17 protein-coding genes are annotated in these 15,144 nt (G+C 70.6%); 3 read left to right on the top strand and 14 right to left on the bottom strand.

Features of this window, described 5'->3' with window-relative positions:
- Window positions 1-16: 16 nt before the first annotated feature.
- Window positions 17-1,735 (bottom strand): amidase, encoded by a 1,719-nt coding sequence (locus tag G6N49_RS24810; RefSeq protein ID WP_011857465.1) that lies wholly within the window; start codon window positions 1,733-1,735, stop codon window positions 17-19.
- Window positions 1,732-2,673: an AraC family transcriptional regulator gene (locus G6N49_RS24805; RefSeq protein ID WP_011562526.1), complete on the bottom strand. Its 942-nt coding sequence runs from the start codon at window positions 2,671-2,673 to the stop codon at window positions 1,732-1,734. The genes G6N49_RS24810 and G6N49_RS24805 overlap by 4 nt, the downstream gene beginning before the upstream one ends.
- Before the next feature lie 82 nt (window positions 2,674-2,755).
- Between G6N49_RS24805 and G6N49_RS24800 the strand changes: the two genes are divergently transcribed.
- Window positions 2,756-3,178, top strand: a complete 423-nt coding sequence (locus G6N49_RS24800; protein WP_011857466.1) for a pyridoxamine 5'-phosphate oxidase family protein — start codon at window positions 2,756-2,758, stop codon at window positions 3,176-3,178.
- Here the strand turns inward: G6N49_RS24800 and G6N49_RS24795 are convergent.
- From G6N49_RS24795 to G6N49_RS24775, 5 genes are all read right to left on the bottom strand, one after another.
- Window positions 3,166-3,585 carry a nuclear transport factor 2 family protein gene (locus tag G6N49_RS24795; protein ID WP_011562528.1) on the bottom strand — a complete coding sequence of 140 codons (420 nt, stop codon included), beginning with the start codon at window positions 3,583-3,585 and terminating at the stop codon, window positions 3,166-3,168. The two genes, G6N49_RS24800 and G6N49_RS24795, sit on opposite strands and share 13 nt — an antisense overlap.
- The gene (locus G6N49_RS24790; RefSeq protein WP_011768415.1) at window positions 3,582-4,802 is read right to left on the bottom strand and encodes a cytochrome P450; all 1,221 of its coding nucleotides are present in this window, start codon (window positions 4,800-4,802) and stop codon (window positions 3,582-3,584) included. The genes G6N49_RS24795 and G6N49_RS24790 overlap by 4 nt, the downstream gene beginning before the upstream one ends.
- Window positions 4,803-4,892: 90 nt before the next feature.
- On the bottom strand, window positions 4,893-5,312 hold the full coding sequence (locus tag G6N49_RS24785) for an STAS domain-containing protein (protein WP_011857467.1): 420 nt from the start codon (window positions 5,310-5,312) through the stop codon (window positions 4,893-4,895).
- 74 nt (window positions 5,313-5,386) lie between these two features.
- On the bottom strand, window positions 5,387-5,869 hold the full coding sequence (locus G6N49_RS24780; RefSeq protein WP_011857468.1) for an ATP-binding protein: 483 nt from the start codon (window positions 5,867-5,869) through the stop codon (window positions 5,387-5,389).
- A 32-nt stretch (window positions 5,870-5,901) separates the two neighbouring features.
- Window positions 5,902-6,249 carry an STAS domain-containing protein gene (locus G6N49_RS24775; protein ID WP_011562532.1) on the bottom strand — a complete coding sequence of 116 codons (348 nt, stop codon included), beginning with the start codon at window positions 6,247-6,249 and terminating at the stop codon, window positions 5,902-5,904.
- A 199-nt stretch (window positions 6,250-6,448) separates the two neighbouring features.
- Between G6N49_RS24775 and G6N49_RS24770 the strand changes: the two genes are divergently transcribed.
- Both G6N49_RS24770 and G6N49_RS24765 read left to right on the top strand, forming a co-directional pair.
- On the top strand, window positions 6,449-7,744 hold the full coding sequence (locus G6N49_RS24770) for a PP2C family protein-serine/threonine phosphatase (RefSeq protein WP_011857469.1): 1,296 nt from the start codon (window positions 6,449-6,451) through the stop codon (window positions 7,742-7,744).
- The gene (locus G6N49_RS24765) at window positions 7,732-8,760 is read left to right on the top strand and encodes a cobalamin B12-binding domain-containing protein (protein WP_235679580.1); all 1,029 of its coding nucleotides are present in this window, start codon (window positions 7,732-7,734) and stop codon (window positions 8,758-8,760) included. The genes G6N49_RS24770 and G6N49_RS24765 overlap by 13 nt, the downstream gene beginning before the upstream one ends.
- 29 nt (window positions 8,761-8,789) lie before the next feature.
- Here G6N49_RS24765 and G6N49_RS24760 read toward each other — a convergent pair whose 3' ends face one another.
- From G6N49_RS24760 to G6N49_RS24725, 7 genes are all read right to left on the bottom strand, one after another.
- Entirely contained in the window at window positions 8,790-9,524 is a 735-nt protein-coding gene (locus tag G6N49_RS24760) for a hypothetical protein (RefSeq protein WP_011857470.1), read from the bottom strand.
- Entirely contained in the window at window positions 9,524-10,417 is an 894-nt protein-coding gene (locus G6N49_RS24755; protein ID WP_011562536.1) for a hypothetical protein, read from the bottom strand. Before G6N49_RS24755 ends, G6N49_RS24760 begins: the two co-directional genes overlap by 1 nt.
- Window positions 10,414-11,382 carry a hypothetical protein gene (locus tag G6N49_RS24750; protein WP_011857471.1) on the bottom strand — a complete coding sequence of 323 codons (969 nt, stop codon included), beginning with the start codon at window positions 11,380-11,382 and terminating at the stop codon, window positions 10,414-10,416. Before G6N49_RS24750 ends, G6N49_RS24755 begins: the two co-directional genes overlap by 4 nt.
- Window positions 11,373-11,846, bottom strand: coding sequence for a hypothetical protein (locus tag G6N49_RS24745; RefSeq protein ID WP_011562538.1), 474 nt, complete (start codon window positions 11,844-11,846; stop codon window positions 11,373-11,375). The genes G6N49_RS24750 and G6N49_RS24745 overlap by 10 nt, the downstream gene beginning before the upstream one ends.
- Window positions 11,836-12,705 carry a DUF58 domain-containing protein gene (locus tag G6N49_RS24740; RefSeq protein WP_011562539.1) on the bottom strand — a complete coding sequence of 290 codons (870 nt, stop codon included), beginning with the start codon at window positions 12,703-12,705 and terminating at the stop codon, window positions 11,836-11,838. The genes G6N49_RS24745 and G6N49_RS24740 overlap by 11 nt, the downstream gene beginning before the upstream one ends.
- 3 nt (window positions 12,706-12,708) lie before the next feature.
- Window positions 12,709-13,710, bottom strand: a complete 1,002-nt coding sequence (locus G6N49_RS24735) for an AAA family ATPase (protein WP_011562540.1) — start codon at window positions 13,708-13,710, stop codon at window positions 12,709-12,711.
- A 369-nt stretch (window positions 13,711-14,079) separates the two neighbouring features.
- The gene (locus G6N49_RS24725; protein ID WP_235679579.1) at window positions 14,080-14,937 is read right to left on the bottom strand and encodes a hypothetical protein; all 858 of its coding nucleotides are present in this window, start codon (window positions 14,935-14,937) and stop codon (window positions 14,080-14,082) included.
- Between the last annotated feature and the right edge of the window lie 207 nt (window positions 14,938-15,144).

The raw sequence follows: 15,144 nt of genomic DNA, 5'->3' as shown, positions 1-15,144 counted from the left end.
TGAGTACTGGCGACCATCATGCCAACGGCGGCGTGCGGGGCGGCGGCGTGCGCCGCGCCCCGGTCGCCTCGAACGCGCACGCCCACCGCAGCAGCGCGGTGTCGCTGTAGGCCCGGCCGGCGAAAGTGAGACCGACCGGCATGCCGGTGTCGGCCATCGTGCCCATCGGCACCGTCACGGTCGGGATCCCGAGATGGCGCGGTACGAGGTTGCCGTTGGACACCCACACCCCGTTGCGCCAGCCGAGGTCGGCCGATTCGGCGTCGACGTCCATGTCGGCGGGTCCGACGTCGGCGGCGGCCGGGAAGATCACCGCGTCCAACCCCAACTCGTCCATCCACTCTTCGAGGTCGGCCCGCCGGGTCTCCTCCAGTCCGCGCACACCGCCGGCGAGCCCGGGGATGTCGAGCATCGATCCGATCGGGTTGTCGCGCACCCACTGCGGGTAGGCGGCGATGTCCGCCTCGAACCAAGGGTCGAAGCCGTCGTAGCGGTCGGGCAACGCACCCTCGGGGTGCGGGAAGATCTGCGCACCGTCGACGTCACGCAACGTGGGCAGGGCGGGATCGCCGTTGGCGGTGAGGAATTCGTCCCACGCCCACGCCGAGAGGTCGAGCAGTTCGCGGCGCAGGTACTCCGGGCTGACGAGACCGCGGGTGAAGATCGTCGGGGCGCCGGGCCGGTCCCCCTCGTAGTTGCTGACCACGGGGAAGTCGACGTCGACCACGGACGCGCCGGCCGCCTCGAGGTCGCGGCGCGCGCCGTCGAACAGCGCCAGCACCGACGGCCGGGTGTCGATGCGACGACCCGTCGGGCCGCCGATGCCGGGCGACTCCGCGGTCCCCGCGTCGGGGTCGGCGTTGATGTACATCCGCGGCACCCCGAACCGTCTGCCCGCCAACACCTTCGGACCCGCAGCCAGGGCCGGGTAGGACCGCGGCCGGACGTCGGCGACCTCGGGCACCGGCACCCACGGCTGGGTCCGCCAGAAATCACCGCGGGTGTCGGGATCGTCGGCGACGATGACGTCGAGGATCTCGAGCAGGTCGGCCATGGTCCGGGTGTGCGGTACGACGACGTCCATCGTCGGGACCAGCGGCCAGTTGCCCCGCACCGAGATCACCCCGCGCGACGGGGTGTAGGCGCACAGCGCGTTGTTCGACGCCGGTGACCGTCCCGAGGACCAGGTCTCCTCGGCGAGCCCGAAAGCGCACAGCGACGCCGCCGTCGCGGTGCCAGAACCGTTCGACGAGCCGGAGCCGAAGGCCGCGGTCAGATACGCGGCGCTGTACGGGCTTTCGGCCCGACCGTACAGTCCGCGCTGCATACCGCCGTTGGCCATCGGCGGCATGTTGGTCAGGCCGATGAGCACCGCCCCGGCGGCGCGCAACCGCTCGATCGCGAACGCATCACGCTGGGCCACCAGATCCGCGAACGCGGGACTGCCTGCGGCCGCGGTCAATCCGCGGGCGAGGTAGCTGTCCTTGGCGGTGTACGGGATCCCGTCGAGCGGTCCGAGCGTCCGGCCGCGGGCGCGGCGGGCGTCCGATTCAGCGGCCGCGGCGTGCGCACCGGGGTCGAGGACGACGATCGAGTTCAACCGGATGCCGCTGTGGTCGTAGGCGGCGATGCGCGCCAGATACGCCTCGAGCAGGCCGACCGCCGTCACCTTCCCGGCGTCGAGCGCGGACCGCAGATCGGCGATGGACGCCTCGACCACATCGCCGCTCTTCATGAGGGCCGGCCGACGGTGGCGGTGCGCCGGAATTCGCTCGGGTTGACACCGCGGATCCGTTTGAACGCCGCGCTGAACCCGAACGGGTCGGAGTACCCGACCCGTTCGGCGATCTGCGCGATGGTGGCCGACTCGTCGACCAGGAGGTCGGCCGCCACGGTCATGCGCCAACGGGTCAGGTAGGTCAGCGGCGGTTCGCCCAGCAGATCGTTGAATCTCTTGGCCAGCGTCGAACGCGAAACTCCGATGCGGCGCCCCAGCGAAGCGACGGTCCACGGCTCCGCCGGATCGGTGTGCATCAACCGCAGTGCATCACCGACGACCGGATCCCGCTGCGCGGCCCACCACGGCGGCGGTTCGCCGTTCGGGCGGTCGAACCACTCGCGCAGCGTGCACACCAGCATCCAGTCCAGCAGTCGGTCCAACACGATCTGCTGCCCGGGGATGTCGAGGGCGACCTCCGCGGCGAGGTGGTCGAGCACCGCGTCGCCGGTGCCGCCGGCCTCCACCCGCAGCGCGACCGGCAACGCCTCCAGCAGGCGGTTGTTGATCTCGCCGTGCATCGGATACGCACCGACGATCAGCGTGGTCGTGCCGAATCCCTTGTCGCCGTTGTCGTTCCACCCGAGTCGGTGTCGGGTGCCGCCGAGTTCGGGGGTTGCGCAGAACTGCCCGCACGCGATCGGCTCGGCGCCGGTGTCGAGTTCGTCGACGAAGGTGAACGTCGACGGTCCCCGCACGACCACCGTCTCGTAGGCGCGAAGCGGTTGCGGGGCAGCGTCGGAGGGCACGATCCAGCCGCCGCTTCCCAAGACCGTGCACAAGGTCAGCGGCGCGCCGTCGACGAAGTGCAGCGCCCAGGGCGGCGACAGCGTGGAACTGCCGAACAGCGAACCGTGGGCGCGTACCCCGCGGAACAGGTCAGCGAACACATCCACTGAAACGAGGTTAGACGATCAGACAGGAAATCCAGCCTTTCGCCCATGGAACTGTCCGGGAAGTCGGCGTTGAATCGAGGTCATGAGTGACGACACGCTTCTCGACGGGGATCTCGACTTCCTTCGGCGCCCCCTGCTCGGGTTCCTGTCCATGGCCGCCGGACCGACTCCGCCGCAGCCGCGTCCCGTGTGGTTCGAGACCACCACCGACCGCACGATCCAATTGTTCACCGACCCCGACAGCGTGAAGGTCCGCCAATTGCGCCGCGACCCTCGGGCCTCGCTGGTGGTCGCCGCACCGGCGGACGAGCGTGAGCGGTGGGTGTCGGTTGCCGGACGCGTCACGATCGAACCCGACGGCGCCCGCGATCTGGCCGCCCGCCTCGCCGCTCGCTACTGGGACCTCGATGATCCGGTGCGCAAGCGGGACCTCGCCGGGATCCTCGACGGGCACTGGGTCCGATTCGTCATCCACCCGGAGACGGTGCGCCGCTACGCCATGTGATCGGCGTTCTCGAACTCCATGATCAGCCGGGTCAGCCGCAGCGCGGCCAACTTCCATCCGTCGGCACCGCGCACCCACCGCTCGTGATAGTGCCCGTACCCGGTGAGCGCGGGCCCGTTCTCCCACATCACCCGGTCCTGCATCGCCCAGATGACGCGGGCCTCGTCCCCGTCGACCTCGATCAGCGGGGTGTGCACCTGGTGTGCCGATCGCGCATTGGTCAGCGACGACCGGATCATGTCGACCGCGGCATCGCGGCCGTGCACCACCGGCACCCCGGTGCCCTCGCTGACGTCGAGTTCGATGTCCTCGGCCATCAGATCGGCGAACCCGGCCCAGTCGCGGGTGTCGAGGGTGTAGCAGTATCGGGCCTTGGTCTGGGTGAGTTCGAAGAAGGCGTCGGTCATCGCAGGACGATCCGTAATCTCTCCCAGCCCCGCACCGTGGAGGTCGGCGCGAGTTGTGCTGTGTCGTAGTCGATGTCCCATTCCGGGAAACGGTTCAGCATCTCGTCGAGCGCGACGCGACCCTCCAGGCGGGCGAGGTTGGCGCCCAGGCAGTAGTGCAGACCCTTGCCGAACGTGAGGTGGCTGATGTTGTCGCGGTGGATGTCGTAGGCGTCCGGGTCGGGGTAGCGGCGGGGGTCGCGGTTGGCCGCCCCGAACAGCAGGAGCATCGCGCTGCCCGCGGGCACCGTCGTGCCGTACGCCTCGAAATCCCTTGCCGTCCAGCGCGCGACGTGTGGTCCGGTCGGCTCGTACCGCAGCGTCTCGTCGACCACCCGGTTGAGCAGTGACCGGTCCTCGTAGACCTCGCGGCGCTGATCGGGGTGTTCGGCGAGCACCTTGGCCAGCCACCCGATCAGTCGTCCGGTCGTCTCGTTACCCGCGCCGGCGACCACCTGCGTGTAATGGAGCACTTCCCTGCGGGTCAGCTTGCGGGTGACCCCGTCGGAGTCGGTGAACTCGACGTTGAGCAGCGCGGTCATCAGATCGTCGGAGGGGTTCTTCGACCGCCACTCGACGTAGTCGGCGTAGATCCGGCCGTCGGCGATCCGGTCGGGGTCGGCCACCTTCATCGGTGCGCCGGGTTTGGTGCGCAGATTCGCGTCGTTGGCGTCGCGCACCGAAACCTGTTCGGACTCCGGGATTCCCAGCAACATGCCGATCACCCGCATCGGCATCATCGAGGCGAGTTCGGCGATGACGTCGAAACCGTCCGAGCCGACGTGCGGGTCGAGGCAGCCGATGCAGTACCGGCGGATCTGGTCCTCGATGGCAGCCATCCGCCGCGGGGTGAACACCCGCGACATCAACCCGCGCAGCATCGTGTGCACGGGCGGATCCTCGAACATCATCACGCCCTTGGGCATGTCGTATTCGGACTGGACGAGTTCGAGGATGTCGCTGCGGCTGTTGGAGAACGTCTGCCAGTCCAGCAGCGCCTTCTCGACGTCGGCGTGGCGGGACAGCGCCCAGAAGTCGTAGCGCTCGTTGTAGTAGAGCGGGGCCTGCTCGCGCAGCCGCGCGTAGGTGGGGTAGGGATCGGTGACGATGTCGGTGTCGTAGGGGTCGTAGTACACCTGCGCCTCGACCAGACCCGCCACCGCATCCTCGCTTCGCATTCGGCCGCGTCGGTGTTGAGCGACTGCCCAACACATGGAGAAATGTCTAGCAGCCCCCGCGACAGCGGGTCAAGGGTGGCGAGGCGCCGCTCAGGCGGGCTCCGCCTCCTGCGGGTCGGCGGTGGTGTCGGCCCGCGGGATGACGCCCTCGGGGTCGCACAACGCCAACAGGCGCGACACCGCGGGCCCGGGGATCACCGTCCAGGTGACGTCATGCCGGACGAACTCCGCGTTGAGGGCGTGCAGAGCGGCGATCCCGTCGACCGCCAGAAACCCGAGCGAGCGCAGGTCGACCTCGACCGCGTAGCGCCCGGGGTGCCGGAAGTCGATGGCCTCGCACACCGCCACCGCGAAGTCCTTGGCGTTGGCGGCGTCCACCTCACCGCGCACCGCCACACAGATTCGCTTGTGTGGTGGGCGGCCCCACGACCGGGTGGACAGGGCCAGCCGGTCGGAGTGGGTGGCGTGGACATGCGGACGGGAGTGGCCGTGCAGCGGGGTGATGGTCACGCTGGCGCTCCGGAGGGCGATGGACGCGGCCGGAGCCGCCCGACACAGGCCCCCTTACCCGTGCAAAGAGTGACTCAAACCCTCTGGGTCTGGGCGGCCGCCTCGGCCTGCACCGGAGCGCGGCGCTGGCAGCGGTCGAAGTACAGGTGCACCTGGGTGCCCTGCGGCGTCTTGTCGATGTCGACCCGGTCGGACAGCGCCCGCATCAGCGGGATGCCGCGTCCGCGGGAGCGCTTCTGGTTGGACGTGTCACTCCTGCGCCACTGACCGCGGTCGGCGACGGTGATGGCCAACGTGCCGGTGTCGGCCGCGTAGGAGGTCTGCAGGGTGATGTTGTCACCCATCTCACGATCGGGGTAGGCGAACTCCGCGGCGTTCGACAGTGCTTCGTTGACGACCAGCACTATGTCGCTCGAGCGGACGTCGTCCAGCTCGAACTCCTCGGCGAGCCAGCGCGTGAACTCTTCCCGCAGGCGGGCGACGGCGTGCGCGTCGGCCGCGCCCATGCGAAGGAAACGCAGGTCGGCCCCGTCTGGCTGGAGACTCGAAGAACTCATAGTGCGTACTGGCTACCCGATTCGTGCGATTGTCATTCAGCAAATGTGTTCAGCGCCGCATCCAGCGTCGAGAACAGCTCGATGAAGTCGGTCAGTCCGGTGATCTTCAACGGTCGGCTGGTGCCCGGTCCCTCGGCCACCACCGCGAACCGGGCACCGGGGGTGAGCTCCTCATGGGTGGTGACCAGCACCTGCATCCCGGCCGAGGACAGGAACTCCGCATCGCTCAGATCGACGATCAGGCCGGTCGGCCTCTTCTCGCGGGCCGCGCGGATCGCGATCTCCAGGTGTGGTGCGGTCAACATGTCGACGGCACCGGTGGCGCGGATCACGGCGACGCGCCCGTGCCACTGTTCGACACCGAAGTTCTGACCGTCCAACTCACACCCTCAATGATTCTTCGTACCCGCCCCGGGGGGCCACGGGCCACAACTGTCGAGGCTGCAGTCTCAACCCGGTTTGTCGTCGACGTCGGAGCACGACGGCAACCAGGCTAACCCACGTCCACCCGCGGCGATCACCGAGCGCAGTGGCACTACGGTGAACATCACCGCTATCGGACGGGGAAGTCTGGAGACCATGCCCAGGGAAACCGCGACGACCGTCCCGGATGAACCCGCCGCTCGCAGCCGGGCGCAGCTCACCGAGGACGTCGAGATCGGCCTGGCCGGGACCCTCAACCTGCGCCGGACCGGTCTGCGGCTACTCACCATGCTGCGGCCCGAACTCGCCGACTGGACGGCGCTCGTCCTGCCCGACAACCGCACCGGCGGGGTGACCTTCTTCGGCGGTGACCAGGTCGGCTTCACCGACCTCGTGCCCCGCCGGCCGGAGGCCTACCCGCTACTGGAGCGGACGCTGCGCACCGGACAACCACACCGCGTCCGGCTCGAGTCGGCCGACGCGGACCCCGGTGCCCTGGCGGGCATCGTGCACCATCCGCGCCTGTGCGACGAGGTGGCCTCCCGCTCCCCCGCCGACGTCCTGGCGCTCGGCCTGACCGCCCGGGGCGCAACGCTGGGCGTGCTGCTGCTCGCGCGCGTCGGCGACCGGAGCTGGGGCGGTGATGCCGACAATGACGACGTGGTGTTCGCGCGGCGTCTCGCGGCGCGGGCGGCGGTGGCTCTCGATTCGGCCAGGCTCTACGAAGAGCGCGGCCGGATCGCCGCCGCGCTGCAACGGGGTCTGCGGCCCCCGGTGCTGCCGGAGGTCGAGGGCGTGCGGGTGGCCGCCCGCTACCGTCCGACGGCCGAGCACCTCGAGATCGGGGGCGACTTCTACGACGTCCACGGCGCGGCCGGCGATTGGCTGTTCGCCCTCGGCGACGTCTGCGGTAAGGGTGTGGAGGCGGCCGCGCTGACCGGCCGCACCCGGCAGAGCATCCGGACCGCCGCGCACTTCGACCGGCGTCCGGAGGTGGTGCTCGAAGCGCTCAACTCCGTCCTGCACGAGGCGGAGTCCGGTCAGTTCGTCACCGTGGTGTGCGCCCGGGTGCGGCCGCAGCCGGACGGCCACGCCGACGTCGACCTCGCCGTCGCCGGCCATCCCGCCCCGATCGTGTTGCGGGCCGACGGCCGGGTGGAACAGCTCGAGGTGTTCGGCACCGCCGCCGGGGTGCGCGCCCAGACGCGTTACCGCCCCGCCTCCGTGCGACTCGACCGCGGCGACACCATGCTGATGTACACCGACGGGGTCGACGAGGCACGCGGCGATGCCGGCTTCTACGGCGTGGACCGGTTGACGGCGTTCCTGCCGGCCTACGCCGGTGCCGCACCCGACGTGGTGTGCGAGGCGGTGGAACAGGACGTACTCGAATTCCTCGACGGTCAGCCCCACGACGACATCGCGCTGTTGGCGGTGACGTGCGGGATCTAGAACAGGTGCTGGCCCGATACGAGGCCACGCTCGTCGCCGACGACGCGACGTCCGCCCGCGCGCTGGTCGAGGAACTGCTGGCCGACGGGATCGATCCGGTGACCGTGCTGACCGATGTGGTGGCCCGCACCCAACGTGAGGTCGGTACCCGCTGGCAACGCGGTGAGTGGACCGTCGCCCAGGAGCACGCCGCGACGGCGATCTCGGTCGCGGCGACCAAGGCGGTGTCCCGGCACGTGCGGCGCACACCGGTCACAAGGGGACGGATCCTGGTGGCGTGTTCGGAACGGGAGTGGCATGCCCTCCCGGCGATGATCATCGACTGCGCACTGCGTGCGGACGGCTGGGACAGCACCCTGCTCGGTGCGGCCACCTCCCCGATGCGGCTCAACCAGCACCTGCAGGATCTCGGCCCGGAGGCGGTGGCGGTGAGTTGTTCGGTGCTCGGCGCGTTGCCGACCACCCGGCGGTTCATCGAGGCGAGCACCGCGGCCGGGGTGCCGATCGTGGTGGGCGGTCCCGCGTTCGGCGCCGACGACGTGCGGGCCCGCGCCCTCGGTGCGACGGCATGGGCGCCTTCGGCCCAAGCGGCGGTACTCGCGGTGAACGGTCTGCCCGCGGTCGTACCGCCCGCTCCCCCGCTGCCCGCCGGGCCCGCCGGCGAGCAGGCACTGCTCGAGGTCGACCACCGGATGCTGGTGGACACACTGCGGGTGCGGTGGTCGGTCAGCGCCGCAGCGGGGCCGCCGGAGGCGGCCTCCCCGGGTGATCTCACCGACGTCGCCAACGACGTCCTGCACCAGGTCCTGCACGCGGTCGCCGCGACCCTGCTGACCGGGGACCCTCGGCCGGTGTCCGAATCAGCTTGGTGGATCGCCGATCTCATGCGCACCCGCGGTATCGATGTCGCCACCGTGTACGAACTCGGTGACGTCCTGACCGAGTCGCTGTCGGACTATCCGCTGGCGCGCGGGCTGATCGACCGCCACTTCACCGCCGGAATCGACTGGACCTAGACCGAGGCCGTGGCCGGAGGCCCGGGTGATCAACTCGCGGAATCGCGCAGGATCTGTCGCAGCCGGTCGAGCGGATCCGCCCCGCGCGGGTTCAGTTGCCGCGGAGCGTCGGGTTCGGGTTCGCCGTCGGCGCCGATGGACGGCGCCGCAGGCGGGGGTGGTGGCGGCGGAGGGGGTGGCGGCGGCGGTGGCGGGGCGACCGGTGGTGCACCCCGCAACCCGTCGATCTTTGCCTGCAGCCGTGCGGCGGCGTCGGCGCGCACGGCGCGGCGTTGTTCGTCGGGGTCGGTGTTGCCTGCGAAACAGTCGGCCGGCGCCTGCGTGACGATGTCCAGCGCCTGGGTGTAGAGGTCGCGCGCGTCGGCGTTGCGGCCGATGAAGGCGGCGTCGTCACCGCGGCGCTCGCGGACCAGTTCCACATTCACCCGCACGGGGCAGGAGTCGGCGGCGGGGGTGCCCGCCAGCGCCTCGGTGAACAGTGCGTCGGCGTCGTCGAGCCGACGCTCGAGCACCGCCTGCGTGCCCTCCACGAACGGCGCCTTGGCCGGTTCGATCACGTTGACGACGCCGAGGATCGCCGCGTCGGTGGCCAGCGCTTCGGCGTCGCGAGCGGCGTAGTCGCGTACGGCGGCGTTGCCCGCGAACACCACCGACAGCAGTTTGACCGCGACCAGGATGACCGCAAGCGTCAACGGCGCGCTCCAGAGCAGCAGCCGACGCCGCGTCCGCAGCCTGGCCGGCACCGGGCCTGTCCGCCGGCGCATCACGACAGCACATCCCGTCGGGCCACCCGGCTCTGCCGCAGTTCCCGCACACTGAGCCAGATCTCGCCGAGCAGCAGGCCCGCGGCCAACAGGCAGAGCAGCCAGTACAGTTCGGTTCGCGCCGCGGCGGGGACGGGTTCGGTCGCCTCGGTCGCGTCCGGGCGCGTCTCGAGCGGCGGGAGATCACCGCCGGCTCGCCGGTCGAGGTAGGGCACCCCGAGGTCGTCGGCGATGCGACGCAGTGTGGCGTCGTCGATGGCGCCGTCGGCGGCGTGGCCCAGCACCGCTCCCCCGCTGATCGAATCGGCCGGAAGGTCGATGCCGCCCTGGGCGGTGGACGCGCCGGGGGCGCCCGCACCGGCGTACACCACGAGGTTCTGCGATCCGGGGTACTGCTGGGTGGCCTGAATCAGCTGATACCGCAGGATGTTTCCGGGTGCGGCCGCATCGGAACGGGTCGGGTCGCCGGGCGGCAGGGCGGTTAGCCCGTCCACCTCGGGCTGCAGGCTCCACACATCCTGCGAGAGAGGCCACATGAGCGTGGGTCCGGGCGCGAAAGTGATCACCGCGAAGCGGGCCTCGGGATACCGGTCGAGCAGCGCGTCGATATCCGACCGCGCGTCGACGGTCCGGTCGAGTACGACGAACACGTTGGTGTCGGCGCCGCTGCCGCGCTCGCCGGCATCGTCACCGCTCGCCGTGAGGGCCGGCCGGGTGGTGGCCAGGAGCAGGAGGGTGACCGCGAGAGTCATTGCCGCCCAACGCGCCAGCGCGCTCCTGCGGTGCGCGCCGGTTGCGGCGAGGGCCTGGCGCAACGTCACCAGGCGGGCGCCGACGAGCGCGACCGCCACGACGGCGAAGATCGCGAACGGGATGATCGGTTCGAAGGTCATCGGCGCAGCACCACCAGCGTCACGCTCAGCATCGCGGTCACCACGAGCACCACGGCCAGCACCGCCACCGGCGCGTCCTGGGTCTGCCCGGTCACCCGGGTGCCGTCGTCGAGTACCAACGGGGCGGGGCGGCCGTCGATCTGATCGAGGCTCTCGGTGACGGCGGATTCCGTTGTCGCGACCGTGTATTGCCCGTCGGTGCGCTCGGTCAGTGCCCGCAGCGCCGTATCCTCACCCGAGGTGATCACGTTGATCTGCGCGCCCGCGGCGTCGGCCAGATCGGCGACTCGTTGCGCGTCGAACAGCGCGGGCCGCTGCTCGTCGGCGGCCCGCAAAGTGGGCGGGCCGAGGTAGATCACCGACCGGCGGTGCGAGGTCTTCTGTTCGAAATCGGGAAAACCGCTGAGGCACAACGCGAGGACATCGTCGACGCTCGACGCGTAGTCGGTGTAGGTGACCGGTGCCGCGAATTGGTCGATCACGGCGCGATCCGGGTCCGCGAGGTCCGTGAACCGTCCGGCCGCGTACTGGTAGTCACGCGTGAGGGGGACGACACGGGTGTTCCGCGACGTCAGCCCGATGCGCTCGTTCTCGAAGGCGCCTGCCTGCCGGGCGAAGTGGCGCAGCAGCGCTCCGGTGGTCGGCTCGGTGACCGGGTTCGCGACGCACAACATCACGTCCTCGGGATGCGCGCGGGCGAAGGTGTCGTCAGCGCCGGTCGGCCGGGCCGCGGCCACGGCGGCCGCTCCGAAGAGCACCACCAGCAGCACCAGCGTGGCGATCGTGGACACCGACCTCAACCGTGCGGCGCGGGCGTACTCCGGAAGCCGGACCAACCGGGCGATGTTGGCCATCGGTCGCAGGCGGCGCCGGTCCGGCGACAGCGGGAGCAGCACCGCCAGCGCGAAACACACCAGCAGGCCGAGCAGTCCGATCACCGCGATCGGCCACCACCTCAGGTCCATGTGCGCACCAGTTCCTGTGCGCGGGCGCCGAGTTGCCCGACGTCGGCGTGGGACTCGTCGGTGAACCGCGCCTCGCCCAGATCGGCGAGCACCGGCGCGGCCGCGCCCACGCTGCTGTCTGCGAGGGTGTCGATCTGCATGTACTGCGCGCGTACGCCGGTGGCCTGATGCAGGAAGCTGCGCAGGGTACGGCTGATGGCGGCGCAGGCCTCGGGTGCACTCATCCGGCCCGCCTCGTGGGCGGTGGTGATCTCGGCGATCCGGCCGGCGTACCGGCGCCGCAGCAGCCGGGCGTGCAGCGGGCCGACGACGGGGCGCCCCCGCAGTCGATCGGACGGCAGCGTGGCGACGAAAACGACCGCATACCAGGCGATCACGAGGAGCACCAGGAGGATCGCCGCCCACAACCACCACGGCGAGTACGGGGTCGGGCCGAGCACATGCCGCAGCAACTCATCCGGCACGGGCGAGCACCTCGTTGAGCGCGACGAGTTCGCGGCGGATGTCCCCGCTGCCGGACAGGGTCGCGTAGGGGATGGCGTGCCGGGTGAGCAGGGCGTCGAGCCGTCGTCGGCGGGCCTTTTCGGCGCGCCGGTACGCCGCGACGACGCGTCTGCCGAGCGTGGCGCCGTTGAGGACGACCTTGCCGGTCGAGACGTCGTATCCGTCGGCGTCTTCGGGTCCGCCGAGTGGCGACAGATCGGACGTCATCAGCCACATGATGTCGTGGCGTGCGGACAACCGGCTCAGGATCTCGTCGAGGCGCGCGGTGGTGTCCGGTTCGTCGGAGACCACGACGACGAGCCGGCTGTGACCGTAATGGGTTGCCACGTAGTCGAGTTGGCATGCGATGTCGCTCGGTCCCGGGTCGGCGAGGCTGTGTTGGTACCAGCGGTGCAGCAGGCTTTCGACGTGGTTCTCACCGCGGCGGGCGGGCAGGTTGGCCGAGCCCCTGGCATCGCCGAGCACCATCCCCACCTCGTCGAGGCGGTTGAGGCTGATCAGGCCGATGGCCCCCATCGCGTGGGCGGCGACGTCGCGTTTGCACTCACCGCTGGGCGCCAGCGCGGACATGTTGCGGCCGGCGTCGGCGACCAGCAGGATCTTGTGGTGTTTCTCGGAGACGAACCGCTTGATCAGCACGCTGCCCGAGCGCGCCGAGGCCTTCCAGTCGATGTCGCGTACGTCGTCGCCGGGCACGTAGGGGCGTAGATCGTCGAATTCCAGGCTGCGCGTGTGCAACAGCGCATACCGTCCGCCGTCGAGCAGTCCCCGGGTGTCCTTGCCGAAGTGCGCCCGCGCCCGGTTGAGGTGCTTGCCCACGGGTTAGGGCACCCGCACGGCCTGCAGCACGGCGTCGACGACGCGGTCCGCGGTGACGTCGGCGTTGGCCGCCTCGAATCCGAGGATCAACCGGTGACGTAGGACTCGGTGGGTCACCGCGGCGACGTCCTCCGGCAGCACATGTCCGCGCCCCGCCAGCACGGCCCGTGCGCGGGCGGTCTGACAGAGCGCAATGGTGGCGCGCGGACTGGCCCCGTAGGAGACGAACCGCGCGATCTGCTTCGGCAGGTACTGGTCGGGTTGGCGCGTCACCTCGACGAGGCGACTCGAGTACTGCACGAGTACCGGGTCCATGTGGACGCCGCGCACCACGTGCTGGGCGCGCCGCACGTCGTCCAGACCGACGACCGGCGAGCTGTGGTGTTCGGCGTCGTAGACACCCGCGTCGATGCGGGCCATCACCTCGACCTCTTCGTCGACGGTCGGGTACTCCAGCAGATCCTTGATCATGAACCGGTCGGTCTGGGCCTCCGAGAGCGGATACGTGCCCTCCTGGTCGACGGGGTTCTGGGTGGCGACGACGAGGAACGGTTCGGGCAGCGGATAGACCTGACCGGCGATGGTCGTCTGCCGTTCCTCCATCGCCTCGAGCATCGCGCTCTGGGTCTTGGCGCTCGAGCGGTTGATCTCGTCGAGCAGCACGATGTTGGCGTGCACCGGCCCCAGCTGGGTGACGAACCGGTTGGTGGTCGAATCGTAGATCTGGGTGCCGATGATGTCGCTGGGCAACAGGTCGGGTGTGCACTGGATGCGCTGGAACGCGCCGTCGATGGCGGAGGCGATGACGCGCGCCGCGGTGGTCTTGGCCAGGCCGGGCACGCTCTCGATGAGGACGTGTCCGCCGGTCAGCAGGCCGATCAGCAGGGATTCCCTGAGGTTGCGCTGACCGACGACCTTGGCGCCGAAAGCCTCGCCGACCGCGCGCACGATGCGCTGCGTTTCGGCCAGAGATTGCTGATCGGGTCGGATTCGTGCGGCAGTCATATCCGGCGTGGATTACCCCGAGCGCACATTCTCACACCTGTGCGCCGCGGCGGTGGCTACGCCGAAGGCGAACACCCGCGATGAATCCGGGCGGATCTCACACCGTCGGAGCGATGACGACGGTTTCGCTGCGCCGCTCGATCGGCGACCTCACCTTCGACCACGTTCTCGTCCCGCCGGACGGCCCGTCCGACGGGACGGTCTCTGCGCCAACCATATTGGTGTTCCTCGGCATGGAGGGCCGCAGCGATGCGCAGATCGCGATCGCCGTCCATCACGGTTGGGATGATCCGCCGGCACCGCCCGAGGACGTCGTGGCCGAGCGGGCGTGGCGCGCGCTGGGCGCCTTCCTGAGCGAGACGTTCCGGACTAGAACGCGGTCCCCTCGCAGACCAGGTCGCGGGGCATCGACAGCTCGCTGGGCAACTGCACCGGGAACCCGGGCACCGTCGGCAAGGTGATCGAGGGCGGGGCGGCCGCTGCGGGTGCTGAAGGTGCCGGCGGTGCGGTGAGGGCGGAGGCCGCCGCGCTCACCACTTCGGCGGCGTCGACCGGCGGCACCACCGGCGCCGACGCGTGCTCGACGGTCTCGGCCACGGGCGGCGGTGGCGCGGCTTCCTCGGGCGGCGGTGGCGCGGCTTCCACGGGTGGCGGCGGCAGGGGCGCTTCTACGGCGGGTGGCGGTGGCGCTTCCACGGGCGGTGGCGGCGGCGGCGGCGCTTCCACGGGCGGTGGCGGCGGAGGCGGCGCTTCTACGGGCGGCGGCGGCACCGGTTCTGCCTGCTGAACCACTGGCGCGGCTTCCACCGGTGGCGGCGCAACGGGTGCGGCGACCGGAGGCGGAAGCGGTGCGGCCGCTGGGACCGGGGCCGGGGCTGAGGCCGGGACCGCGGGCACCGGCGGGAGCGGGGGCACGGCCACCGGTGGTGCGGCCGCCAACGGGACCGCCGGTGCGGCGGGTACCGGGGCCGGAGCGCCTGCGGATTCGACGACGACGGCCGCCGGCGCGTCCACGACGGGCGCGACCGCCGCCTCGGCCGCGGGAGCCGCCATCGGCGCCGCCATCTCCGCGACCGGCGCGGCCTCGACCACGCTTTCGGCCGGTGGTGCGGCCTGCTCGGCGAGAGCCGTCGCCGCGGTCGCGAACGACTCCTCGAAGTCCGGCGGCGACGCCGCGAACTGCTGCACCATCTCCAGACACGGCACCCCCGGACTGGGCTGAGCCATCGCCGGTGGGGCGACCACATGGCCGGCCGATATCAGGCCGACAACGGCCAGCGCTCTCGTGGCAAAGCGATTCGCGTTCCGCGACAAGGGATCCCCGACCTCTGTGTTCCGATCTTGAAGAAGAACCTAGTCACCGCGGGTATTTTCGGAAATGCAGATTCCGTGCGGTTACCGAACCGATGCGAACGAGTGCCCCGCCGGTGACCG

Origin of the sequence: Mycolicibacterium monacense, from assembly GCF_010731575.1 — a bacterium.
GTDB classification, from domain to species: Bacteria; Actinomycetota; Actinomycetes; order Mycobacteriales; family Mycobacteriaceae; genus Mycobacterium; species Mycobacterium monacense.
The sequence above is the reverse complement of the archived record's forward strand: the minus strand, read 5'-3'. Positions and strand labels throughout refer to the sequence as shown.